This is a genomic window from Ruegeria sp. BC3, from assembly GCF_056539265.1.
The window spans coordinates 520,631-544,126 of record NZ_JBQFUP010000001.1; the positions used below are offsets into that span (position 1 = coordinate 520,631).

The 23,496-nt window shown below is 57.9% G+C and carries 21 protein-coding genes; 7 read left to right on the forward strand and 14 right to left on the reverse strand.

Features of this window, described 5'->3' with window-relative positions:
• From ACR0MV_RS02565 to iscR, 7 genes are all read right to left on the reverse strand, one after another.
• Positions 1-567, reverse strand: coding sequence for a YIP1 family protein (locus ACR0MV_RS02565; RefSeq protein WP_170463637.1), 567 nt, complete (start codon positions 565-567; stop codon positions 1-3).
• Positions 564-1,049 (reverse strand): YIP1 family protein, encoded by a 486-nt coding sequence (locus tag ACR0MV_RS02570; protein ID WP_170463635.1) that lies wholly within the window; start codon positions 1,047-1,049, stop codon positions 564-566. The genes ACR0MV_RS02565 and ACR0MV_RS02570 overlap by 4 nt, the downstream gene beginning before the upstream one ends.
• A complete protein-coding gene (gene sufD, locus ACR0MV_RS02575; RefSeq protein ID WP_170463633.1) occupies positions 1,049-2,329 on the reverse strand; it encodes a Fe-S cluster assembly protein SufD in 1,281 nt (426 codons plus the stop codon). The genes ACR0MV_RS02570 and sufD overlap by 1 nt, the downstream gene beginning before the upstream one ends.
• Complete coding sequence (gene sufC, locus ACR0MV_RS02580) at positions 2,329-3,084, reverse strand: Fe-S cluster assembly ATPase SufC (RefSeq protein ID WP_170424726.1); 756 nt, start codon at positions 3,082-3,084, stop codon at positions 2,329-2,331. Before sufC ends, sufD begins: the two co-directional genes overlap by 1 nt.
• 71 nt (positions 3,085-3,155) lie before the next feature.
• On the reverse strand, positions 3,156-4,676 hold the full coding sequence (sufB, locus tag ACR0MV_RS02585) for a Fe-S cluster assembly protein SufB (protein WP_480700877.1): 1,521 nt from the start codon (positions 4,674-4,676) through the stop codon (positions 3,156-3,158).
• 18 nt (positions 4,677-4,694) lie between these two features.
• Positions 4,695-5,738: a cysteine desulfurase family protein gene (locus ACR0MV_RS02590; RefSeq protein ID WP_480700878.1), complete on the reverse strand. Its 1,044-nt coding sequence runs from the start codon at positions 5,736-5,738 to the stop codon at positions 4,695-4,697.
• Between the two features lie 51 nt (positions 5,739-5,789).
• On the reverse strand, positions 5,790-6,248 hold the full coding sequence (iscR, locus tag ACR0MV_RS02595) for a Fe-S cluster assembly transcriptional regulator IscR (protein ID WP_480700879.1): 459 nt from the start codon (positions 6,246-6,248) through the stop codon (positions 5,790-5,792).
• A gap of 177 nt (positions 6,249-6,425) precedes the next feature.
• Between iscR and ACR0MV_RS02600 the strand changes: the two genes are divergently transcribed.
• The 6 genes from ACR0MV_RS02600 (at position 6,426) to ACR0MV_RS02625 (ending at position 12,275) form a co-directional block, all read left to right on the forward strand.
• Complete coding sequence (locus tag ACR0MV_RS02600) at positions 6,426-7,079, forward strand: alpha/beta hydrolase (protein WP_170424714.1); 654 nt, start codon at positions 6,426-6,428, stop codon at positions 7,077-7,079.
• On the forward strand, positions 7,079-7,324 hold the full coding sequence (locus ACR0MV_RS02605) for a hypothetical protein (protein ID WP_170424711.1): 246 nt from the start codon (positions 7,079-7,081) through the stop codon (positions 7,322-7,324). The genes ACR0MV_RS02600 and ACR0MV_RS02605 overlap by 1 nt, the downstream gene beginning before the upstream one ends.
• Complete coding sequence (locus ACR0MV_RS02610; RefSeq protein WP_170424708.1) at positions 7,321-8,478, forward strand: HD domain-containing protein; 1,158 nt, start codon at positions 7,321-7,323, stop codon at positions 8,476-8,478. The genes ACR0MV_RS02605 and ACR0MV_RS02610 overlap by 4 nt, the downstream gene beginning before the upstream one ends.
• A 354-nt stretch (positions 8,479-8,832) precedes the next feature.
• Complete coding sequence (locus ACR0MV_RS02615) at positions 8,833-9,168, forward strand: DMT family transporter (protein ID WP_170424705.1); 336 nt, start codon at positions 8,833-8,835, stop codon at positions 9,166-9,168.
• Positions 9,169-9,244: 76 nt separating this feature from the next.
• Positions 9,245-11,062, forward strand: coding sequence for a translational GTPase TypA (typA, locus tag ACR0MV_RS02620; RefSeq protein ID WP_480700880.1), 1,818 nt, complete (start codon positions 9,245-9,247; stop codon positions 11,060-11,062).
• 274 nt (positions 11,063-11,336) lie between these two features.
• Positions 11,337-12,275, forward strand: coding sequence for a hypothetical protein (locus tag ACR0MV_RS02625; RefSeq protein WP_480700881.1), 939 nt, complete (start codon positions 11,337-11,339; stop codon positions 12,273-12,275).
• Between the two features lie 149 nt (positions 12,276-12,424).
• Here ACR0MV_RS02625 and ACR0MV_RS02630 read toward each other — a convergent pair whose 3' ends face one another.
• From ACR0MV_RS02630 to recA, 4 genes are all read right to left on the reverse strand, one after another.
• Entirely contained in the window at positions 12,425-13,048 is a 624-nt protein-coding gene (locus tag ACR0MV_RS02630) for a transglutaminase-like cysteine peptidase (RefSeq protein ID WP_170424696.1), read from the reverse strand.
• A gap of 367 nt (positions 13,049-13,415) precedes the next feature.
• Positions 13,416-13,703, reverse strand: a complete 288-nt coding sequence (locus ACR0MV_RS02635; protein WP_480700882.1) for a DUF1330 domain-containing protein — start codon at positions 13,701-13,703, stop codon at positions 13,416-13,418.
• Between the two features lies 1 nt (position 13,704).
• On the reverse strand, positions 13,705-16,398 hold the full coding sequence (gene alaS / locus ACR0MV_RS02640) for an alanine--tRNA ligase (RefSeq protein WP_480700883.1): 2,694 nt from the start codon (positions 16,396-16,398) through the stop codon (positions 13,705-13,707).
• Positions 16,399-16,536: 138 nt separating this feature from the next.
• A complete protein-coding gene (recA, locus tag ACR0MV_RS02645) occupies positions 16,537-17,604 on the reverse strand; it encodes a recombinase RecA (RefSeq protein WP_170424687.1) in 1,068 nt (355 codons plus the stop codon).
• A gap of 192 nt (positions 17,605-17,796) precedes the next feature.
• On the opposite strand from recA, the gene ACR0MV_RS02650 reads away from it, so the two are divergent.
• Positions 17,797-18,390 (forward strand): sulfotransferase family 2 domain-containing protein, encoded by a 594-nt coding sequence (locus ACR0MV_RS02650; protein WP_480700884.1) that lies wholly within the window; start codon positions 17,797-17,799, stop codon positions 18,388-18,390.
• Here the strand turns inward: ACR0MV_RS02650 and ACR0MV_RS02655 are convergent.
• From ACR0MV_RS02655 to guaB, 3 genes are all read right to left on the reverse strand, one after another.
• Positions 18,387-20,678: an ATP-binding protein gene (locus tag ACR0MV_RS02655; RefSeq protein ID WP_480700885.1), complete on the reverse strand. Its 2,292-nt coding sequence runs from the start codon at positions 20,676-20,678 to the stop codon at positions 18,387-18,389. The genes ACR0MV_RS02650 and ACR0MV_RS02655 overlap by 4 nt on opposite strands.
• A gap of 104 nt (positions 20,679-20,782) precedes the next feature.
• The gene (locus ACR0MV_RS02660) at positions 20,783-21,940 is read right to left on the reverse strand and encodes an RsmB/NOP family class I SAM-dependent RNA methyltransferase (protein WP_480700886.1); all 1,158 of its coding nucleotides are present in this window, start codon (positions 21,938-21,940) and stop codon (positions 20,783-20,785) included.
• An 87-nt stretch (positions 21,941-22,027) separates the two neighbouring features.
• Positions 22,028-23,476, reverse strand: coding sequence for an IMP dehydrogenase (gene guaB / locus ACR0MV_RS02665; protein ID WP_480700887.1), 1,449 nt, complete (start codon positions 23,474-23,476; stop codon positions 22,028-22,030).
• Between the last annotated feature and the right edge of the window lie 20 nt (positions 23,477-23,496).

Sequence of the window (23,496 nt, forward strand, 5' to 3'; positions counted from 1 at the left end):
CTATACCGGGCCGCCGGGCGTAAGAGCGAGGACAAGTGGAACTGCCAGCAAGGCAGATAACACGATGACCCCAAAAGATTTTGCAAGCGAACCAAACTGATGCGCTTCATTCAGGAAATGTAGCGTGACGTAAAGGCTGATCACGGCTGTGGCCAACAAAAACATCACCATCAGGAACGGCAGAACGATTGTAACCGCCAATGTGATCACCATCGCAGCGATCTGCAGGTATTGAAGCCAGATTGTGAGCGTCAGAATGTCTTCGAACGAGGCGCGGCCACCCAGAAAACGGCCGACAAATAGAAACGCGGCGACGCTCAGCATCATGGTACCCGCCGAGCGCAGCAGGCCCAAAAAGACAGGCTCTGGCGGAAGAACCGGTTCCCCTTCGGGCACCGGGACCATTTGTTCAATCCCCAGCTGGATTATGCCGTTCAGAACGACGGCCAAAGCAAAGGCAAGCCACAGAACCTCACGCCCCGGTCGCAGCGCTAAAAGCTGGCGGGCAGCTTGCGCAGGGTTAGTCAGGGTCAGTACGGCAAGTTGAGCAATGCCTGTGGAATTCATTCTTGTTGCCTTTGCGCTTGGCTGAGACCTGCCACCCAGAACCACAGGAACACGGCGAACCAGATAGCGCCCACGATCGTCAGCGCGGGACCAGAGCCGATAAATCCTGCAACAAGGCCATTTAACAGAACCAGCGGCGTCGAGGAAAGTAGCGCCCAAAACAACGCCAGCCGTGCACCGTAAGATGTGCCCTTACCTCCAGCCAGCCGCGCCGCGCCATATGACACAAAAGCCAGCAGGTAGAAAAACAGCGGCAGAATAAAGACGGTGCCCATCAAGGCACCGCCCATCAACATATCAAGCTCAAGGCCTTCGATATGCGCACGGCGGGCGAGGCTGGGCAATTGGGCGATGAATGCCACAACGCAGAACGCCATAACAAACACCAGTGCCCTATCCTCGCGCGGGCCAAGATCAAGAAGCCGACGCACAACCCGCCCCGGCCCCCGATAGGTGGCCACGATATCTGATGTCACCGGCATCAGCTATGCCGCGACAACCAGCCTTCGAGGCGTTCGACAATGGCTTCGGCCAGAGCCTCATCCTCGATCTCATCGACGGCCTCGGCCAAAAAGGCCAGCGTCAGCATATTGGTGGCGTCTTTCACCGGAACCCCGCGCGAGCGCAGGTAGAACAGCGCCGTCTCGTCAATCGCGCCCGAGGTCGAGCCATGCGAACACGCGACATCGTCGGCATAGATCTCAAGTTCCGGCTTGGCGAGGAACTGGCTGTCGTCATCCAACAGCAAGGACTGGCTGATCTGGTAACCGTCGGTCTTCTGAGCACCCTCTTTCACCAGGATCTTGCCTTGGAACACGCCGGTCGCACCGTTGCGCAGAACCTTCTTGAACACCTGTCGGCTTTCGCAGTTCACCGCGTCGTGGGTGATGAAAACCGTGTCATCGTGGTGGAAATCACCATCGCCGACACAGGCGCCTGCCACATGCGCAACCGCATCATCGCCGGTCAGTTCAACGACTTGCTCGTTCCGGGTCAGAATACCATTCACCGTCAAGGTGAACGACTTATAGGTAGCTTCCTGACCCAGACGGGTAAACATATGTGTTGCCGCACGACGTTCATGATCCCTGCCCTGCGCGCGCACGTGATGCAAAGTCCCGCCATCAGCGATGTCGATCTCCATGCATTTGTTAAAACGCGACGCCGCAGGCCCGTTTTCAAGGATCGTCACCTCGGCCTCGCTTTCGACACGGACGATGTGGTGCAGCATGGCGTCAGAGGTTTCGGAGGCGTGACGATAAATCAGGCTAATCGGCTTGGACGGCTTGCCGGTGACATGAATAGCAACACCATCCGCTGCAAAGGCGGTGTTAAGCGCCGCCAATGGTCGCTGAACCGGAGACTGCCCGCGCGCTTCAAGAACGCCGTACAACTCTTTGGCCCAGTGAATATCTTTGCAGCAGATATCCTCGATACGCTCGATACTGACGCCTTCCAGTTGCAAATCGTCCGATTCCTCGGCGCTGAACACGCCGTCAACAAAGACGATTTTCAGACGGTCAAGGTCCCCGAACAGCAACGGCTCGTCCGAATGGAAAAGCGCAGCGCGCGGCGCTTCAGGCGAAATCAGCGTGTCCGGGCGCGTGTACTTCCAGTATTCATCGCGCCGTCCGGGCAAACCCATTTCAAGAACTCGGGCCAGTGCATCCTCGCGCGCGGCGCGCGTGCACCCTGCATCGGGCATGGTCAGCGTAGCCAGCCGCGCCTCGGTCGCAGTTTGTTTAACTTCGGGCAGCGCCATCAGTTCACCTCGGCCAGAATGTCTGAGTAACCGTTGTTTTCAACTTCCAGAGCCAGATCAGGACCACCGGTTTTGACGATCCGACCGTCTGCCATGATGTGCACGACATCGGGTTTGATGTGATCAAGCAGACGCTGATAGTGGGTGATTACCAGGAAACCACGACCTTCGTCGCGCAGCGCGTTCACACCCTCGGCCACCAACTTCATCGCATCGACGTCCAGACCCGAGTCCGTTTCGTCCAGGATGCACATCTTTGGCTCAAGCATCGCCATCTGCAGGATTTCGTTCCGCTTCTTCTCACCGCCAGAGAATCCAACGTTCACCGGACGCTTAAGCATGTCCGCGTCAATCTTCAGCGATTTGGCCTTGGCACGAACCAGCTTCAGGAAGTCAGCTGCCGACAGCTCTTCTTCACCACGCGCCTTGCGTTGCGCGTTTACTGCGGTGCGCAGGAACGTCATGTTGCCGACGCCTGGGATTTCGACCGGGTATTGGAATGCCAGGAAAACACCCGCCGCAGCACGCTCTTCCGGTTCCATATCCAGCAGATCTTCGCCGTCCAGAGTGGCCGTGCCTTCGGTCACTTCGTAGCCGTCGCGGCCCGACAGCACATAGCTGAGTGTCGACTTACCCGAGCCGTTCGGCCCCATGATCGCGTGAACCTTTCCGGCCTCGACCGTCAGATCAACACCTTTGAGGATTTGCTTTTCTTCTTCCTCAAGTTTCACGTGCAGGTTTTTGATTTCCAGCATTTCTTGTCCTTTAGCGTATCGCAAGGGGGCACTCGGCCCCCTGTATGTTCTGAATTCAGGGAAAGTCGGGGTTAACCCACGGATCCTTCGAGGCTGATTGCCACCAGTTGCTGCGCTTCCATGGCGAATTCCATCGGCAGTGCCTGCAGGACGTCCTTGCAGAACCCGTTGACGACCAGTGCCACGGCCTCTTCCTCGTCCATGCCACGCTGACGGCAGTAGAACAGCTGATCATCGTCCACCTTGGACGTCGTCGCCTCGTGCTCCACTCGGGAAGAGTTATTCCTGACCTCGATGTACGGAACCGTATGTGCCCCGCATTTGTCGCCAATCAGCAAGCTGTCGCACTGCGTATAATTCCGGCTGTCCTTGGCCTTCGGGTGCATCGAGACCAGACCACGATAGGTGTTCTGAGCTTTACCCGCACTGATACCCTTGGACACGATCCGCGACTTGGTGTTTTTGCCCAGGTGAACCATCTTCGTGCCGGTGTCGGCCTGCTGATAGTTGTTGGCAATCGCGATCGAGTAGAACTCACCCTGGCTTTCGTCGCCGCGCAGGATGCAGGACGGATACTTCCAGGTCACGGCCGAGCCGGTTTCAACCTGCGTCCACATCACCTTGGACCGGTCACCCCGGCAATCGGCGCGTTTGGTCACAAAGTTATAGATACCGCCCTTGCCGTTCTCGTCACCGGGGAACCAGTTCTGAACGGTCGAATACTTAACCTCGGCATCTTCTTCGACGATGATCTCAACCACAGCCGCGTGAAGCTGCGCTGTATCACGCTGAGGTGCAGTACAGCCCTCCAAGTAGCTGACATAGCTGCCTTTATCGGCGATGATCAGGGTCCGTTCGAACTGACCGGTGTTTTCCGCGTTGATACGGAAATAGGTGCTCAACTCCATCGGGCAGCGGACGCCCGGTGGGATGTAAACAAACGACCCGTCCGAGAACACGGCGGAGTTCAGAGTTGCGTAGAAGTTGTCCGAGACCGGAACGACAGTACCCAGATACTTCTTCACCAGCGCAGGATGCTCTTTGATTGCCTCGGAGATCGAGCAGAAGATCACGCCGTGCTTGGCGAGTTCGTCCTGGAACGTCGTTCCGACCGAGACCGAGTCAAACACCGCGTCCACCGCAACTTTTCGACCCTCGGCAGGCATGTCTTCGGCGCCCTCTACGCCGGCCAGAATCATCTGTTCTTTCAGAGGGATGCCCAGCTTTTCGTATGTAGCCAACAGTTTGGGGTCGACCTCATCCAACGACTTGGGCTTTTCCTCCATCGATTTCGGACGGGCATAATAATACTGGTCCTGAAAATCGATCGGCGGATAGTGCACCATGGCCCATTTGGGCTCTTCCATCTGGGTCCAACGCTCGAACGCAGCCAAACGCCATTCGGTCATCCACTCGGGCTCTTCGTTCTTCTCCGAGATGAGCTTTACGATATCCGGGTTTACGCCTTTGGGGGCGTATTCCATCTCGATATCTGTATCCCAGCCGTATTTGTAGGTTCCGACCTCGCGTACCGCATCTACGGTTTCCTGATCGACACCCTCTTTTACCTTGGTCTGGTCCAAAGCGGCCATATGACACCCTCCGTCAGATCACGCGGCGCGCGCGCGATGCTTCTTTTCTTTTTCAAGCCACGTTTCGGCGAAACGCAGCACTTCTTCTTCTGTGGTCAAAGGCCCCAGCGACACGCGGATCGCGCTGGCTGCTGTCACCTCATCAAATCCCATTGCGGTCAACACCGCGCTGGCCCGAACCTTGCCGCTGGAACAGGCCGAGCCCGCACTAACAGCGAACCCTGCCAAATCCATCTGCATAACCTGCGTTTCACCCTTCCAGCCCGGAGTAGCGAAACACGCGGTATTTGGCAGGCGGTCCTGACCTTTCCCGACAAAAATAGTAGATTTAGAACCAGCCTCAAGGGCATTTTCTAGAATATTTCTAAATTCACGAACCTGTTCCCAAACACCGTTCGACAAATCCCGCGCGGTTGCTTCAGCTGCGGCCCCGAACCCCGCGATTCCAATGACATTTTCGGTGCCCGAGCGGCGACCCATCTCTTGCCCGCCACCTTTGATCATCGCAGGCAGATCGGTGCCACGTTTCATGACAACCGCACCGATCCCTTTCGGGCCGCCCAGTTTATGCGCTGAAATCAGTGCCATCTGCGCGCCCATCCAGTTGAAGGCCACCGGCAATTTGCCAAACGCCTGCGTGGCGTCGGTGACCGCAAGCCCCTGGGGCAGCGGCTGAACGATCCCAGTTTCCGAATTGGCCAACTGCAGAGTCGAATGCTCAGGACTGGCCACCTCGACCAAACCATTGGGCGCAGTCGGAAGGTCTTCGACGATCCACGACCGGATCGCGTCATGCTCCACCGCCGATCCGTGCAAACTCCGCCCAGCCAACGTCAAGGCTGCCCCTTCGGTCGAACCGGAGGTAAAAACGATATCCGCCCCATCCGCCCCAAAAGCCGCTGCGATCTGGGCGCGGGCGCGTTCAACCAGCGACTTGGCCGCCCGACCCTCGGCATGAACAGATGAGGGATTCCCGCACATCTCCATCGCGGCCACCATGGCCTCGCGCGCCTCGGGGCGCAGCGGAGTGGTTGCGTTATGATCAAGATAAACGCGATTCATGGATACATCTTTTCCCGAACGCAAATTGGGCACATCACTGGCAGCATCGGATCACTCATCCACGACGGAAAACAGGCTGGGCACGGCCGGACACGGCGCCAGATCGTTCTTGATCACGTCGGACAAACGCGTCTGATGCAGAAACACATAGACATGCGCGCTGAGGCTTTCCCACAAACGGTTGGTCAGCGATTGCGCCCGGCTTCCCGAAGACGCCCCGGACGCACCCGCACCTTTTTGCAGCGCATCCACGGTCTCATCCACCGCAGCCAAAATCTCGACCACCCGAATCTCGGACGCAGGGCGCGCCAGACGATACCCACCGCCCGGACCGCGCACGGATGACACAAGCTCGGCCCGGCGCAGCTTGACGAAAAGCTGTTCGAGATACGGGAGTGAAATGTCCTGACGTTCAGAGATCTCGCTTAGCGTTACCAACCCTTCAGAGGGCTGCAAGGCAATGTCAGCCAATGCGACCATCGCGTAACGACCCTTCGTCGAAAGCTTCATTGTCTTTCCCTTATGGCAGGTTATACGCGAAAACATTGACGCCGCCGCCGCCAGTGCGTATCTCCGACAGGCAGCGCCTTGCGCAAAGCATCACAATTAGAACCGTTCTAAGGTGCCTTACGATAATCGTCAAGTATATCGTAGCACCCGGAAGAAAAAGACAGGACCAAAGCACACATGCCCGAGGTGATTTTTCCCGGACCCGAAGGCCGCCTGGAAGGCCGCTACCACCCGCAAAAGGAAAAAGACGCACCGATCGCCATCGTGTTGCACCCGCACCCACAATTCGGCGGGACCATGAACAACAAGGTCGTCTATAACCTGCATTATGCGTTCTACAACATGGGCTTCACCGTGTTGCGCTTTAACTTCCGCGGTGTTGGCCGCAGCCAGGGCGAATACGACCAGGGCGTGGGCGAGCTGAGCGATGCCGCCTCGGCGCTGGACTACCTGCAGTCGATGAACAACAACTCGAAGCACTGCTGGGTCGCCGGCTTCTCGTTCGGGGCCTGGATCGGCATGCAGCTTTTGATGCGCCGCCCCGAGATCACGGGCTTCATCAGCGTGTCGCCGCCTGCCAATATGTACGACTTCTCGTTTCTGGCGCCCTGCCCGTCTTCGGGCCTGATCATCAACGGCTCGGCCGACCGCGTCGCCCCGCCCGCAGACACCACCGCGTTGGTGAACAAACTGCATGAGCAAAAGGGCATCACCATCACTCATAACGAGGTCGAAGGTGCCGATCACTTCTTCCAGGATCGCCACATGGACACGCTGATCACCGATGTCAGCGACTATGTTAAGCGTCGACTGACCGAGAACACGCGCTAATGTCAGACACCATCAGCACCCTCGCCGCCAAGCTGGCCGAGGACACGATGAAAGTTATGGATGAAACGGGCAACGACCGTTTCTTTGTCGAGGTGGGCGAGCTGTTGGGCGCGTCCTCTCAGACCTTGGAAGAGGCATTCCTGACCGAAATTCGTGTACGCCTCGCAGAACGCAAGGCCCGCAAATTCGTCATAGACACGCTGACCAAGCACCGATCCCAAGTGAAAGCGATTGAAAAGAAATGACCGAAAGACTGTCCGCGCAACTTGAATTCCTGAAACGCGCGGACAGGCTGAAGTCAGTCGATCGCGCCAACGCCCTACTTGACCAGTCGCGGCCCGAGAACTCTGCCGAACACAGCTGGCACCTTGCTCTGTGGGCTTTAGTGATGCAGCCGCTGGCAGCTGATGATGTCGACATCAACCGGGTCATTCAAATGCTGCTTCTGCATGATCTGGTCGAAATCGTTGTCGGCGATCACCCCATCCATCTGCAGACCGACTGGGCGGCTGTCGAACGTGCGGAACGCGCAGCCGCGGACGAACTGTTCGGCCTGCTTCCCAATGATCAGGCCACTGCCTTTCAGGCCCTGTGGGAGGAGTTCGAGGCTGACAAAACTCCGGACGCTAAATTCGCCAAGTATCTGGACCGTTGCCAGCCGCTGTTTCAGGTTTTGTGCGCTCCGGCTCCGAATCCAGAGCACGTAGAGGTCGCCCGGGACAATCTACGAGACGGGCGCGCCGCTTATCTGGCGCAGGAGCTCCCCGAAGCCCACGCTCTGGCAACCGCTCTGCTACACAGTCAACCCGTGCCCGAGACGACGTTCTCGGAACGACTGGCGTTTTTGACCGAAGCGGATCAACTGAAATCCGTCTACCGCGCCTCGCGCCTGTTGTCCGGTGAGCGGTTTGAGAACTCAGCCGAACACTCGTGGCACATTATGCTGTTTGCCTGGGTGTTGGCGGAATATGCCCAACCCGGCGTTTCCATGGATCGCGTGCTGCACATGCTTTTGCTACACGACATCGTCGAGATCGATGCCGGTGATCACCCCATCCACGGTCAAGTCGACCACGCCGCACAAGAGGCCGAAGAACAAGCCGCTGCCGAGAGGTTGTTCGGACTGCTGCCCGACGCTCCGCAGCAGGCATTCATGTCGCTCTGGCAAGAGTTCGAGGCCGCCGACTCTGCAGATGCGCGTTTTGCAAAGGCCATAGACCGGTTTCAAACGCCAATTGGCAATCTGGAAACGGGCGGCGGATCATGGGTGGATTTCGACGTGACCTTTGCCCAGATCGAACAACGTGTGGGCACACCGGTTCAGCGCGGCGCACCGGACCTTTGGGCATGGTTGCGCCCGCAATTGAGCGCCTTTTTTACGGAAAAAGCACCGGGCTGATCGCTTCTAAGCGCTCAACCCGGTTGGGTGACCGGATGTTGCCCCCTCTTGGTTGCATTATTGTCAGCAGGCGCTTCGCCTGCCAGCCAACCAAACGTTACGATCAAAGCCGAAGCCGCAATAACGGATAATGCAAATCTGGTCACAAAAAATACTCGCAAAGAAATCACTCGAAACACGATATGGATACCAAGCTTTTTTCTTTTGAAACAGTACGGTTATCCTGACCAGCGAAGGCTCGTTTCCATCTGGGTACTTGCGTTTGAAATTCGTTGGCGGGCCACAAAAATTCACTTGCCGCCCAGTAAGATTTCGTGCTCAACCGGGCGCAGGAAACCCAGACTGAGACATCCTGTGCCCAAAGCTTATTTGATCCTCTTGCTGGCGGTGATCGCCGAAACGATTGGCACGACGGCGTTGCAGGCCAGTCAGCAGTTTAGCCGGTTCTGGCCATCGGTGCTGGTCGTTTTGGGCTATGGCGTCGCCTTCTACCTGTTGGGGCTGACCCTGAAATACATGCCTGTCGGCATTGTCTATGCCATCTGGTCGGGTCTCGGGATTGTGCTGATCGCCATCATCGGGTTCATAGTGTTCGGTCAGCGACTGGACTGGCCTGCGGTGATCGGTTTGGCAATGATTTTGACCGGAATCCTGATCATTCACCTGTTTTCCAAGACTGCGGGCCACTGACCGCCGGTTAGGGCTGGCCTATTTGGTCAAACCGCGCTATGCGCGCGGCAACTTCCCGTTCAAAGGCTGACCTCTCATGGACCTGCGCAATATCGCAATCATCGCTCACGTGGACCACGGTAAAACGACCCTGGTGGATGAGCTGCTCAAACAATCCGGCGCGTTCCGGGAAAATCAAGCCGTGGCCGAGCGCGCCATGGACAGCAACGATCTGGAGCGCGAGCGCGGGATCACCATCCTGGCCAAAGCCACCAGTGTTGAGTGGAAAGGTACGCGGATCAACATCGTCGACACCCCCGGCCACGCCGACTTCGGTGGTGAGGTCGAGCGTATCCTCTCGATGGTTGACGGCGTTGTCCTGCTGGTTGACGCAGCCGAAGGCCCGATGCCGCAGACCAAGTTCGTGACTTCGAAAGCGCTTGCGCTGGGCCTGCGCCCGATCGTGGTTCTGAACAAGGTCGACAAACCCGATGCCGAGCCTGACCGCGCGCTGGACGAATGCTTTGACCTGTTCGCCAACCTTGGCGCTGATGATGAGCAACTGGATTTCCCAGCCATGTACGCCTCGGGACGTTCCGGTTGGGCAGACATGGAACTGGACGGCCCCCGCAAGGACCTGACCGCCCTATTCGACCTGATCGTCGACCACGTCCCCGCGCCGAAACAGGCGGACAAGAAAGATGAACCCTTCCGTATGCTGGCAACTACGCTGGGCAGCGATCCGTTCATCGGCCGCATCCTGACCGGTCGTGTGGAAAGCGGCACGCTGAAGGCAGGTGACAGCCTCAAGGCCCTGTCCCGCGACGGCACGCTGATCGAAAACTTCCGCGCGTCGAAAATCCTGGCGTTCCGTGGCCTCGCCCAACAGCCTATCGATGTTGCCGAAGCTGGCGACATCGTCACCATCGCGGGCATGAGCAAAGCGACTGTGGCAGATTCGCTTGTTTCCCCTCAGGTTGAGGAGGCCCTGCCCGCTCAGCCCATCGATCCGCCGACCATCACCGTGACCTTCGGTATCAACGACTCGCCGCTGGCCGGTCGTGACGGGAAGAAGGTCCAGTCGCGCGTCATCCGCGATCGCCTGATGAAAGAGGCCGAATCGAACGTTGCAATCCGCATTACCGACACCCCAGGCGGCGAAGCCTTTGAGGTTGCCGGTCGCGGTGAACTCCAGATGGGCGTTCTGATCGAGAACATGCGCCGCGAAGGGTTCGAGCTCAGCATCTCGCGCCCGCAGGTTCTGTTCCGCGAAGAAAACGGCCAGCGGATGGAACCCATCGAAGAAGTCACAATCGACGTCGACGATGAATACTCGGGCGCTGTAATCGAAAAGATCACCGGCGCGCGCAAAGGCGAACTGGCTGAAATGCGCCCCGCAGGTGCAGGCAAGACCCGCATCATCGCTCACGTCCCGTCTCGGGGTTTGATCGGCTATCACGGTGAGTTTCTGACCGACACCCGTGGCACCGGCGTTCTGAACCGCGTGTTCCACGGCTGGGCGGCCCATAAAGGTCCCATCCCGGGTCGTCGTGCCGGGGTTCTGATCTCGATGGAGAACGGCCAGGCCGTGGCCTATGCCCTTTGGAACCTGGAAGAGCGTGGTCGGATGTTCGTCGCCCCGCAAACCGACGTGTATCAGGGCATGGTGATCGGTGAGCATTCGCGCGACAACGATCTGGAAGTGAACCCGCTTAAAGGCAAAAAGCTGACAAACGTACGCGCCAGCGGTTCGGATGACGCCGTGCGCCTCACTCCGCATATTCAGTTCTCGTTGGAAGAAGCGATTGCATACATCGACGATGACGAATTGGTTGAGGTTACACCAAACGCCATTCGCCTGCGCAAACGCTACCTTGATCCGCACGAGCGGAAACGGATGGCAAAGTCGGCTTAAGCATCTCAGGCTCACTGTTTCCGCAAGCGGAACAATGGGCCTGATGTGGCATTTTTGCTTCCATTTTGACTATTTTGACTTCAAAACAGCCCGCTGCTCGAACGGGCTTTTTTGTTGTTTTTCATACAGTTTCGCCAATAGGTTGCGCGTTTCTTTGTCTCGGGTAGTGACAGCCCAAAGAAAAATGAGGCAGGATACGGATGTATTTTTGTCTATTTTGTGGCACAATTACTTAGTTCTTAGGTGTAAGTAATGAGTTTAAAGGAGTAGCGCTATGCGCGTAAGGTCCCGTTTATATTCGTTTGTATTTGTATCCGCGACATTCCCATTCATGGCAACTGGCGCGGCATATGCAGCAGAAACCTGTAACGTCAAAACAGCCCGTCAATCCGTATCCACCGAAACGCTTTGTGGTTGCAAAGTGGTCGATAAACGGATGCTGCGGTACATCCAGCGTCGCGCTGATTTTGAGGATATTCTGGCCCGCACCTCTCAGGCCTGCCCACTGTTCGCGGCGGTTTTGACTGACATCCCAACCGCAACTGTTCGGAACGATACGCGCAACGACGATAATGAAAATCGTGGCGCAGCAAGCACTGCAAGTGCGTCGGACAGCGGCAACGGTAGCTCGGGCGGAGCGGGCGCAACCACCACCCGCGGCGGCGAAACTCGTGACGGCGGCGACGGCGGTAACGGCGGGTCCGGAGGCGACGACGGCGGATCTGGCGGCGGCGGTGGCGGTGGTAACACCGGCGGCGGCAGCGGTGGATCCGGTGGCGGCACAGGCGGCAGCAACGGCGGTGGCAGCAATGGCAGCGGCGGCAGCAACGGTGGCGCAGACAACAATAGCGGCAGCGGCAGCGGCGGCAGCAACGACGGCGGCAACTCTGACAGCGGCGACGGGAATGGCGGCAGCAATGGCGGCGGCAACTCCAACAGCGGTGACGGAAACGGCGGTAGCAACGACGGCGGCAACTCCAACAGCGGCGACGGCAACGGCGGCAGCAATGGCGGAGGCAACTCTGACAGCGGCAGCGGCAACGGCGGCGACAATGACGGCGGCGGCGGTGGCGGAAGCGATGGCAGCGGCGGCGGTGACGGCGGCGGCGGCAGCGATGGCAGCGGCGGCGGTGACGGCGGCGGCGGAAGCGATGGCAGCGGCGGCGGCGGATCAGCCGGTGGCGGCAGCGACGGAAGCGGCGGCACGCTGTAACGAACTGACATGCAGCGCAGCCTGCGCAGCCAATCCCTTTAGGCTGCGGTGCGAGAAAAGTTCAGGGCAGCACTATTGCTATGGCCAAAAATACAAAGGGGCGACCAAGTGGTCGCCCCTGATGGCTATTTTAGAAGAAAGACGGAGCCTTAACTGCGGCCGTAAACACCGACCCAACTGCTGGGCTTCCGCGGGTCCTGCATCCGAAGGAATAGGTAGCGCGTCGCTGACCAGGGCTTGATCCGATCGGTCAGATTATCCAGCACCAGATCCCCGGAAGCAGAGCGATAGACCAAAACAGCATGTGCGTTGCGTTTCGTATCCAGCACTGTGGCGATCAGCAATTTGCTTGGATCAACGCCAGCCCGGATAAGATCGCGTTTCTTCAACAACGCAAAGTCTTCGCAATCGCCACCACGCGAGGTCGGCAGAGCCCACCGCTCGCTGGTACGGTATTGCGCCTGATCGGTCACCGCGCGGGTCGTCGCGTTGACCTGACGGTTGATGCGTTGAATGATTTTCATTTCTTGCTGCGACGTCATGCGCGCCGAAGCTTTGCTTGAACAGGCCCAAGCGTATTGGCGACACAGTTGGCGGGCGCCCGACGGCGGAGGCGACGACGCAACGGTGCGAATGAATTTGCCTTCGCTCGCCTCAACTGCGGACCCGGCAAACACCGCCCCGCACACCAAAGCAGCAATCCCCACTGCCCGACCTGAATATGTAACCATCCGCCCGAGAGCGGCCCCGAGTCCGATATCCAACGATTTCATGCCTGTACCTCGATCCCTGTCTACTCAGTCGTTTGGCGACAAGCGGGACCGTATTCGATTAGAACCAACTAACGGTAAACGGTAGCGCTTGTACAATCTGAGGCGACGCTGAAGGGGAAAAAGGGCGGAAATTCGTCACTCAATATGACCATTTCGCGCAAGAATTGCGGGCATGCCGCCACAATCTGGGCGGGAAACCACTTCAAGGCCCACACGGAATTCAGTTAAGGCTCTGGAATCAAAAAGATTCAGACAACGTTCAAAGTTGCCACAATACCACATTTTCAAATCGTGATATGTTCGGCTGAAATCCGCCCATCAAGCGATACGATGGGCGGATTCTGTGCTTGTCAGCCCCATCGTGGCGTTATTCGGTGATCTCGACAACTACAAGTTCGCGCTCACTCGCGCCACGGGCATGGTCCAGGGCCTGCTGGTATTCGGGAGAATTGTAGCATTCGACCGCCGCCTCGACCGACGGGAATCGAGCAACCACGTTTCGCGGCCGCTCTTTCCCTTCAAGCTGTACATACCGCGCAGCGCGGGCGATGAACGTTCCGCCATGCTTTGCGATCGCGGGCCCGGCGAGTTCCGCGTACTTCGCATAGGCATCTGCGTCAGTCACGGATACATGTGCAATCCAAAGTGCAGGCATCTTATCCTCCAGAAACCGCATTGATAACAAATCGTTCAATCTCTGCGCCATTGGAATCAGAGAGATCAATGGCTGCTCCACCTTGTGCTAAATCAGGTCGACCTCCGCCACCTTTACCACCCCATGCAAGCACAATCGGTTTTACAAGATCTACCGCGGAAACCTTGTTGGTAAACTCGTCCTTCACCCCCGCTGCAATCCCTGTTTTCTTCCCTTCACTTCCGACGACAATAAAAGCATCAGCTGCATGCTCTCGCTTCAATCGGTCAACGACTTCCCGAAGCTGTTTAGACGGAAGATTTTTGAAGAATTTGATCTCTACTTTTAACCCTTCGTGTTCGAAGTCGAAAGCACTGCCAACTGAGTCTGCCGAGCGTTGTTGGCTTGCCATCGCCAAATCACGGCGCAATTGATCTACTTCATTCTGAAGCGCTTTTCGCTCACTCATCAACGCCTTAACCCGGGTCACAACATCATCCGGTTGTGCCTTGAGCTCTGACGCAATCTGCCCCAGCCGTTGATCCTGCTGCGACAAGTGGCGCAGGGCGTCATCACCGGTCAACGCTTCGATCCGGCGCACACCAGCGCTGCTGGCGCTGTCGCCCAGGACAACAAAGGTGCCGATGTCGCCAGTTTGGCGCACATGTGTGCCACCGCAAAGTTCAATCGACCAGGTTTCACCGTCCTGACCCTTGCCCGTCGGAGCCTTGCCCATCGAAACAACGCGGACTTCGTCGCCATACTTCTCGCCAAATAACGCCTGCGCACCCAGTTCGCGTGCATCGTCCGGCGTCATGATCCGTGTTTCAACGGTCGAGTTCTGGCGGATGAAGTCATTGACGTCCCGCTCGACCTTCTGGATTTCCTCACGGCTCAATGCCTTGGAATGGCTGAAATCGAACCGCAACCGATCCGCCGCGTTCAGCGACCCGCGCTGTGCAACATGATCCCCCAGCGTCTCGCGCAGAGCTTCGTGCAGCAAGTGAGTTGCCGAGTGATTGGCACGAATGGCGGTACGGCGAGTGTGATCAACCTCAAGCTCAACCGCATCTCCCTTTGACAACGTGCCATGATCCACGGTCACCTTATGGGCGTAAACCTTGCCGTCCGCGAATTTCTTCGTGTCTTCCACGCGCGCCATGTCATCGCGTTCTTCAAGACGACGGATTTCACCGGTGTCACCGACCTGACCACCGGCCTCACCATAAAACGGCGTCTGGTTGACGATGACCCAGCCGGTACCGCCCTTTTCGATCGTGTCGACCAAAGCACCGTCCACGACCAAAGCCGCGATTTGGCCTTCGGCCTTTTCGGTGTCGTAGCCTAGGAAGTCGGTCGCTCCGGCGCAATCCAGAACGTCGAACCAAACCGCCTGATCGGCGGCCTCGCCTGATCCGGCCCAGGCCGCGCGGGCCTTGGCTTTTTGTTCTGCCATCGCGGCGTCGAACCCATCCGTGTCCACGGTCCGGCCCTTTTCGCGCAGGGCGTCCTGCGTCAGGTCCAGCGGGAATCCGTATGTGTCATACAGTTTGAACGCCGCATCGCCGGGCAAGGCCGCGCCTTCAGGCAGGCCAGCCACTTCGTCGTCCAGCAGCTTCAGTCCGCGGTCGAGCGTCTGTTTGAACCGGGTTTCTTCCAGCAGCAGCGTTTCTTCGATCAACGGCTGCGCCTGACCAAGCTCGGTATATTGCGCGCCCATCAACTGCACCAGAGTCGGCACCAGCTGGTGCATGACCGGGTCTTTCGCGCCCAACAGATGCGCATGCCGCATGGCGCGACGCATGATCCGGCGCAGGACATAACCGCGCCCGTCGTTGCTGGGCATGACCCCATCTGCAATCAGGAACGAGGTCGAACGCAGGTGGTCCGCGATCACCCGGTGGTGCACATTCTGGTCACCATACGGATCAACGCCGGTCGCTTCAGCAGATGCCTCGATCAGCGTTTTGAACAGATCGGTGTCATAGTTGTCATGGCTGCCTTGCAGCAGAGCGCCGATACGCTCCAGCCCCATGCCGGTGTCGATCGACTGCATGTCGAGTTCCACCATCGAGCCGTCTTCGAACTGCTCATTCTGCATGAAAACGATGTTCCAGATCTCGATGAACCGATCACCGTCTTCCTCGGCCGAACCCGGAGGGCCACCCCAGATGTGATCGCCGTGGTCATAAAAAATCTCTGTGCACGGACCACAGGGGCCGGTTGGGCCCATCTGCCAGAAATTGTCGCTGGTCGCGATGCGGATGATCCGGTCTTCGGGTACGCCGACCTGTTTCCAGATTTCGAACGCCTCGTCATCGGTGTGGTACACCGTTGTCAGCAGGCGGTTCTTGTCGATGCCGAATTCCTTGGTGATGAGTTCCCACGCGAACGGGATCGCATCATGCTTGAAGTAGTCCCCAAACGAGAAGTTGCCCAGCATCTCAAAAAACGTATGGTGGCGCGCGGTGTAGCCCACGTTGTCGAGGTCATTGTGCTTGCCACCGGCCCGCACACATTTCTGCGCGGTTGTGGCGCGCTGATAGTCGCGGGTTTCAACACCGGTGAACAGGTTCTTGAACTGAACCATGCCCGAGTTGACAAACATCAAAGTTGGGTCATTGCGCGGGACCAGCGGGCTGGACGCGACCACTTCATGACCCTGTTTGGCAAAATAATTCAGAAAAGTTGAGCGGATATCGTTCAGCGTGGGCATAAGGCTCTCTCGGCGCGCAATCAATTTGTTCCGAAACGGGTTTATCCCTGTCCCCAAGGATAGTCCACAGCCTAGGGTGCGCGGAACGAAACAAGGCGGCCAGATGGGCCGCCCTGTTCTTGTTTTCTTACTAAGCCATTACGCCTCGAGGATGTCATCCTCTTCAGCGGCACCCGGCGGCATATCGAAATCCAGACCGTGTGCTGCTCGAATCTTGTCTTCAATGTCCAGCGCGATACGGCTGTTGTCGCGCAGGTATTGTTTCGCGTTCTCACGCCCCTGCCCGATACGCTCATCGCCATAGCTGAACCACGAGCCAGACTTTTCGACCACACCGGCTTTGACGCCCAGATCCAGAAGCTCACCCATTTTGCTGATGCCTTCGCCATACATGATGTCGAATTCCACCTGTTTGAACGGCGGCGCCACCTTGTTCTTGACCACTTTGACGCGGGTCTGGTTGCCGACGACCTCATCGCGATCCTTGATCGCGCCGATGCGGCGAATGTCAAGACGAACCGAGCTGTAGAACTTCAGCGCGTTACCACCGGTGGTGGTTTCCGGGCTGCCAAACATCACGCCGATCTTCATCCGAATCTGGTTGATGAAGATCACCATGCAGTTCGAGCGGCTGATCGAGCCGGTCAGCTTGCGCATTGCCTGGCTCATCAAGCGGGCCTGAACACCCACATTGCTATCGCCCATGTCGCCTTCAAGCTCGGATTTTGGTGTCAGCGCCGCAACCGAGTCGACGACAACCATGTTCACAGCGCCGGACCGTACCAGCGTATCGGTGATCTCAAGCGCTTGTTCACCTGTGTCGGGCTGCGAGATCAGCAACTCGTCCAGATCCACTCCCAGCTTGCGGGCATATTGCGGGTCCAGCGCGTGTTCCGCGTCCACAAAGGCGCAAACCCCGCCGCGCTTTTGCTGTTCTGCAATGCAGTGCAGCGTCAGCGTCGTTTTACCCGAGCTTTCCGGGCCATAGATTTCAACAATCCGGCCCATCGGCAGACCGCCGATCCCCAGCGCAATGTCCAGGCCCAAAGACCCGGTCGAGCTGGCATCGATGTCCTGCTTGGCGTCTTCGCCCAGCTTCATGATCGAGCCCTTGCCGAACTGCCGTTCGATTTGAGCCAGCGCGCTGTCGAGCGCCTTTTGCTTGTCTGCGTTTTTCTTGTCGCTCATTGTCAGAAGATCCGCCATTGTCCTGTCGCCTTCTCTTTTGTCACACCCTTGATCGGGCGGCAATCGCTGCTTTGTTCGCCTCTTGTTCCTTATGGGACCAAAAAGAGAACATTTCAACTAAAACTTACAGAACTTACTGTTGGGCAATTGTGTTAAAGAGTCGTTTACGCCAATCTGCGCTTGGAAAATTCCTCGACAAAGGGCAATTAAATGCTTGTTTTCTATAAGGAACGACTTGCGTTTCTGGCTGTTCCCAAAACAGGTAGCACCGCTTATCACACTGCCCTGAGCCATCGTGCCGACTTTGTCGTGACGGGCCCGCCCGAGTTGAAACATGCTCCGGTGCGCCGCTATGACAGGTTTTTTCAGAACATTTTTCGTAAAATGTACGACACCGAAATGGAGATCATGGCAGTCGTGCGGGAACCGATTGACTGGCTGGGCAGCTGGTACAAATACCGCAGCCGGGATGATCGCATCGGTCATCCGCATTCAACCCGGGACATGAGTTTTGATGACTTCGTTCAGGCCTATACGCAGACCCCGCGCCCCGAATTCGCGGATGTTGGCAGTCAGAGCCAGTTCTTCAGAACAAGAAACAACGGGTTCGGTGCCAAACACGTTTTCAAATACGAGAACCAGGACAATATCCTGAATTTCCTTCAGGACCGATTGAACATCGAGATCACATTGGAGCGGGAAAATGTCTCGCCGGTGCGCGCGTTAGATTTGCATCCAGAAACCGAAGCGAAGTTCCGCGCCCAACACGCCGCCGAGTTTGCCTGCCACGACGCCGCGCTTTAGTTGAGCTGCTGAAACACCGTCTCGGTCAGTTGGGTCAGGGAAAATGGCTTAGGCAAGAAGGTAGAATTGGCAATCTCTGGACCCGAATCCCCGAACGCCCCTTCGGTGTATCCGGACATAAAGATCACCCGGACATCCGGACGCGTCTCCATCGCCTTGCGCACCCAGGTCGGTCCGTCCATACCCGGCATAACCACATCCGTGACGAAAGCATCTACATTCAACGATCCGTCTTCAAGCAGATGCAGTGCCTCTTCGGCGGATCCCGCCTCTAGCACTGTATAGCCTTTTAAACGCAATGCCCGCGTTGCAAAGGCGCGAACCGGGGCTTCATCTTCTACCAGGAGAACGACGCCCTCCCCTTGCCGGACACTTGGGCTTTCGGGCAACGCGGCGGTATCTTCGTCCGCTGCCCTGGGCGCAACCGAGACCGGCAAATAGACTGTGAACTCGGTCCCTTTGCCCTGAATGCTATCAACAAAGATGAAGCCGCCGGTCTGTTTGACGATACCATAGACAGTGGACAAACCGAGCCCCGTGCCTTCACCGGTGCGCTTGGTAGTATAAAACGGCTCGAACACTTTTTGCAGCTTGTCCGCCGGGATTCCGGTGCCGCTGTCGATCACCTTAACGGTCACGAATTCGCCTGGTGGCACAGTCGCGCGATCACGTCTGAGGGGTTCGCTCAACGAAACCACTTCAGTCTCAATCCGTACTTCGCCGCCTTCGGGCATCGCATCCCGTGCGTTCACGACAAGGTTCATGAAGACCTGCTCCAACTGCCGCTTGTCGGCGCGCACGGGCTTGAGCACCGGGTCATGGCTGAGTGTCAGCCGGACCTTTTCACCAACCAGCCGGTTCAACAGATGAATGAGATCCGAGATCGTGTCACGCAGGTCCAGTACCTCGGGTTGCAGGGTCTGTTTCCGCGAGAACGCCAACAGTTGGCTGACCAGAGCCGCCGCCCGGTTTGCGTTTTGGTTTATCTGGACAAGGTCGCCGTAATTCGGATCGTTCTGATCATGCCGCAACAGCAAAAGGTCACAATGCCCCGAAATCGCAGTCAGCAGGTTGTTGAAATCATGCGCCACGCCACCAGCAAGCTGACCAACAGCCTGCATTTTTTGCCCCTGCACAAACTGCGCCTCAAGCGTCTTGAGCTCGGTTGCATCGTTTAGCACCGCAATCAGGCAGACCCGCCCTTTGTTCACGACACGGTTCAGCGTGACCTGAACGAACATCTCTTTGTCCTGACGGCTCAGACGCAGAAATTCCGAACTTGGGGCGTCATCCTGGTTGGCCACACGAGCCAACCAGTCTTGAATCGGGTATCCTAGGCCGTGCATGATATTTGAGACGCTCGTTTGGCCGGGTTCAATCTCTCCGATCAAGTTGGTGGCCATGCGGTTGGCGTCCAAAATCTCGCCCTCAGGCGTCAGACACATCACGGGTACGGGCAAATCGGCAAAACGTGCATCGCTGCTTTGTGTCCCGGCAGAGTTCAGCGGCAGTAAAAGCAGATCACGTACGGTGCCCGAGTTTGAAAGCTCTGAGATGGTCATCGGCACCTGCCCAGCGGCGGTCTCTGCCAATGCGATGTCTCCGGGTGACGGGACACTATCTGGGAAAACCTGACCAAGATTGTTCGGCCTGCACCCCAGCACCGTTTCAGCGACGCCGTTGACACGCAGAACTGTTCCGTTCCGGCCTTCTGTCAGCACCGGTATTGCGGCACTGTCCCACTGCCCCTTCTCGTCCAGATGGAAGCGCCAACAAAACACATTGTGCCCGACGCTGAATACCGAGATCGGGACTGTCGTTCCCACAGTTACAATGTCTTCGCGGGTCTTACCGTGAATTTCAGCGGCAGATTGCAGCCGCAGCAGGATGGGCGCGGGGTTCGCAAACACGGACTTCAAGCACTGCTCAAGACGCGCGCCGGGAAAGGCATGTATCTGCGCACGAGCTCGAGAATTCGCCGTCAGGATGACGCCATTGCCGGTTGCGACCACCGTAGGAAACAGATCTTGCTCTGCGAACAAGGCCATCACATCTGCCGACGTTCGGGCGGACCAATCGGCAAATTGCCCGCGCATAACCACCAACAGACCTGCGACCAGCAATGAGATACCGGCAACCACAAATCCCGTGTTCCATACTCTGGGCAAAAGCCCCGCAAATGGGGTCAAGATCAGCAAGGAACCCAGAACTATCAGCGGGGCAAGACGTGAAAGGGCGGGAGTTTTTCGAAAACTGGGTTCGGAATAAATCTCAGCAGTTTCTGACATAAACAACTCAAGTTGAAAGGCGTAGTCACACTCAGCCCAAATAAGGTTAACGCCCTCTTAAAGAGCGCGGAGAATTCCACCTTGAGTTGTTTTTCACTGATGCACTACCGCGTCAAGTGCACCGAAAAGAAGCCATCAGCACCGTGTGTCACAAGCCACGTTTTTCGAAACGTCTCGGTCCAATCCGGGTTGTCTTGCCTGAACTTGTCGACGATGGCACCATTTTCGCATTCGAGCATTGAGCAGGTTGCATAGGCCAAAACGCCACCCGGCCCAACCAACTGCGCCGCTTTGCCTATGATCTCAGATTGCAGGTCGTTCAGCGCGCCCAACCCCTCTTCAGTCAGTGCCCACTTCCCCGCAGGTGCACGACGCCACGACCCACTGCCCGAGCACGGGGCATCCGTCAGCACAATATCAAACGGCGCCTGTTTGGAGACTTCCTCTGGGGCAAGACAGGTCACACGCACCCCTGCCCGTTCCGCCCGGGCCGGTAGGTCGCGCATACGTCCGATGTTCACATCATGCGCGTAGACCTTAACGCCCTTATGCGCGGCGAGCGCAAGAGACTTGCCCCCTCCACCGGCACAATAGTCCAGCACCCTCAACCCCGGTCGCAACTCAAGCGCCTCGACAACGGCCTGACTGGCCGCGTCCTGCAGCTCGACCAACCCATCGTTGTAGGCACGGCTTTGAGCGATCTTTCGCGCACCTTCGGTAACTTCAAGCGCGGTGTCGCACGCTGGATGCGGCTGCGCTTTGATCCCCTCGACGGCGAGCGATGCAATTGCGCCGGCCCGGTCGGTTTTGGCAAGGTTGGCGCGCAGATGAACCGGCGCGCGGCTTTGCAGCACTTGCGCTGCTGCCTCGGCCTGATCGCCCAGCGACGCTTGAAAGCGCGGCCAAAGCCATTCGGGGATGTCATAGCGTTCCGCATCCGACTGGAAGGCGCGCGTCGCGTCAGCCTCGACCAATGGTTCTGGCGCATGCCGTTCGCCGGTGAACAGCGCTTCGGGGGCTTCACCGCCAGCACGCAGTGCCCCTATCATCAGCCCACGTCCCGTGTCCGAGCCACCCAGGGCCGCAAATGAGCGTTTGCAGCGCAATGCCTGAAACACATGGTCTCGCACCGCCGCGCGGTCTTTCGATCCTGCAAACCGGCTGCGCCGCGCCCAACCTGTTAAGGCTTTCTCGACCTGTGCACCGGCGAGAATATCGTCGAGAATTTCAATCGAAGCCTGAACACGCGCTGCTGGGGTCATGGGGATTTCCGATTTCGTGGCGCCCTTGGTGGGCCAAAACGCAAAACGGCGCCCGCGTTGGGGCGCCGCGTTGCAAACTCAGTTGACTTACATCACCCGATAGTTCGGGCTTTCGCGGGTGATCTGCACGTCATGCACATGGCTTTCCTTCAGGCCCGCGCCGGTGATTTTGACGAAGTTGCAGTTTTTGCGCATCTCTTCCACGGTCGCGCAACCGGTATAGCCCATCGCCGCGCGCAGACCGCCAACCAGTTGGTGAACAACCGCACTGGCGGAACCCTTGTACGGCACCTGCCCCTCGATCCCTTCAGGCACCAGCTTGTCGTTCGCCGCGTCTTTCTGGAAATAGCGATCGGCCGAACCGCGCGCCATCGCGCCAAGGCTGCCCATGCCGCGATAGGATTTGAACGAGCGACCCTGATACAGGATTACCTCACCCGGGCTTTCATCCGTGCCAGCGATCATCGAGCCGACCATAGCGCAGGACGCACCGGCCGCGATAGCCTTCGCGAAATCGCCTGAGAACTTGATACCGCCGTCCGCAATGACCGGAACATCTCCGGCAGCCGACGCGCAGTCCATGATCGCCGTCAGCTGAGGCACACCAACGCCTGCAACCATCCGCGTGGTGCAGATTGAACCCGGCCCAATACCGACCTTGATTGCGTCCGCGCCCGCATCAATCAGTGCTTTGGTGGCCTCGCCCGTGGCAACGTTTCCTGCGATGATCTGAACCTCGTTCGATAGGGTTTTCACACGTTTCACCGCATCAAGAACGCCCTGCGAGTGGCCGTGAGCTGTGTCGACCACAATAATGTCGACACCCGAATCCACCAACTGTTCGGACCGCTCAAAACCGGCATCGCCAACCGAGGTCGCCGCAGCCACCCGCAAACGGCCCAGCCGGTCCTTGCAAGCGGTCGGGTTCAGCACCGCTTGTTCTGTATCTTTCAGAGTCAGCAGGCCGGTCAGCTTACCCGCGCCATCGACCACCAGCAGCTTCTCGATGCGGCGGGCGCGCATAAGGCTCTTGGCTTCTTCCAGATCGGCAGGTTCCTGCAACATCGCCAGGTTGTCGGCGGTCATCATCGCCTTGATCGGGGTATCGTCCGAAGTGGCAAAGCGCATGTCGCGGTTGGTTACGATGCCAACGACACGGCCTTCATCGTCGACAACCGGGAAACCGGTGAAGTTATACCGCTGAACCAGCGCCTGAGCATCCGCCAGCGTCTGATCCGCACGCAGGGTGACGGGGTTGTACACGATCCCGGATTCAAACCGCTTGACCCGACGCACTTCGCGCGCCTGTTCTTCGACCGTCAGGTTCTTGTGAATAACCCCGATGCCACCCGCCTGCGCCATTGCGATAGCCATGCGCGCTTCGGTCACCGTGTCCATGGCCGAGCTCAGCAGCGGGATGTTCATGGTGATCTCGCGCGTCACGCGCGTTGTCGTATCCGCCGTTGCAGGCAGCACCGTAGATGCGCCCGGAACCAAGAGTACGTCGTCAAAGGTAAGTGCCTCACGAATCTGCATCTGCTAACCCCATGCAAAAG

Excerpts from the sequence above, each read along its gene's own strand:
- ACR0MV_RS02660 (WP_480700886.1), bottom strand. The coding sequence starts at position 21,940 with ATGACCCCAGCAGCGCGTGTTCAGGCTTCGATTGAAATTCTCGACGAT.
- ACR0MV_RS02635 (WP_480700882.1), bottom strand. The coding sequence starts at position 13,703 with ATGCCTGCACTTTGGATTGCACATGTATCCGTGACTGACGCAGATGCC.
- sufD (WP_170463633.1), bottom strand. The coding sequence starts at position 2,329 with ATGGCGCTGCCCGAAGTTAAACAAACTGCGACCGAGGCGCGGCTGGCT.
- ACR0MV_RS02565 (WP_170463637.1), bottom strand. The coding sequence starts at position 567 with ATGAATTCCACAGGCATTGCTCAACTTGCCGTACTGACCCTGACTAAC.
- ACR0MV_RS02630 (WP_170424696.1), bottom strand. The coding sequence starts at position 13,048 with ATGAAATCGTTGGATATCGGACTCGGGGCCGCTCTCGGGCGGATGGTT.
- ACR0MV_RS02590 (WP_480700878.1), bottom strand. The coding sequence starts at position 5,738 with ATGAATCGCGTTTATCTTGATCATAACGCAACCACTCCGCTGCGCCCC.
- sufB (WP_480700877.1), bottom strand. The coding sequence starts at position 4,676 with ATGGCCGCTTTGGACCAGACCAAGGTAAAAGAGGGTGTCGATCAGGAA.
- ACR0MV_RS02605 (WP_170424711.1), top strand. The coding sequence starts at position 7,079 with ATGTCAGACACCATCAGCACCCTCGCCGCCAAGCTGGCCGAGGACACG.
- ACR0MV_RS02570 (WP_170463635.1), bottom strand. The coding sequence starts at position 1,049 with ATGCCGGTGACATCAGATATCGTGGCCACCTATCGGGGGCCGGGGCGG.
- guaB (WP_480700887.1), bottom strand. The coding sequence starts at position 23,476 with ATGCAGATTCGTGAGGCACTTACCTTTGACGACGTACTCTTGGTTCCG.
- sufC (WP_170424726.1), bottom strand. The coding sequence starts at position 3,084 with ATGCTGGAAATCAAAAACCTGCACGTGAAACTTGAGGAAGAAGAAAAG.
- ACR0MV_RS02600 (WP_170424714.1), top strand. The coding sequence starts at position 6,426 with ATGCCCGAGGTGATTTTTCCCGGACCCGAAGGCCGCCTGGAAGGCCGC.
- ACR0MV_RS02655 (WP_480700885.1), bottom strand. The coding sequence starts at position 20,678 with ATGTCAGAAACTGCTGAGATTTATTCCGAACCCAGTTTTCGAAAAACT.
- alaS (WP_480700883.1), bottom strand. The coding sequence starts at position 16,398 with ATGCCCACGCTGAACGATATCCGCTCAACTTTTCTGAATTATTTTGCC.
- typA (WP_480700880.1), top strand. The coding sequence starts at position 9,245 with ATGGACCTGCGCAATATCGCAATCATCGCTCACGTGGACCACGGTAAA.
- recA (WP_170424687.1), bottom strand. The coding sequence starts at position 17,604 with ATGGCGGATCTTCTGACAATGAGCGACAAGAAAAACGCAGACAAGCAA.
- ACR0MV_RS02650 (WP_480700884.1), top strand. The coding sequence starts at position 17,797 with ATGCTTGTTTTCTATAAGGAACGACTTGCGTTTCTGGCTGTTCCCAAA.
- iscR (WP_480700879.1), bottom strand. The coding sequence starts at position 6,248 with ATGAAGCTTTCGACGAAGGGTCGTTACGCGATGGTCGCATTGGCTGAC.
- ACR0MV_RS02610 (WP_170424708.1), top strand. The coding sequence starts at position 7,321 with ATGACCGAAAGACTGTCCGCGCAACTTGAATTCCTGAAACGCGCGGAC.
- ACR0MV_RS02625 (WP_480700881.1), top strand. The coding sequence starts at position 11,337 with ATGCGCGTAAGGTCCCGTTTATATTCGTTTGTATTTGTATCCGCGACA.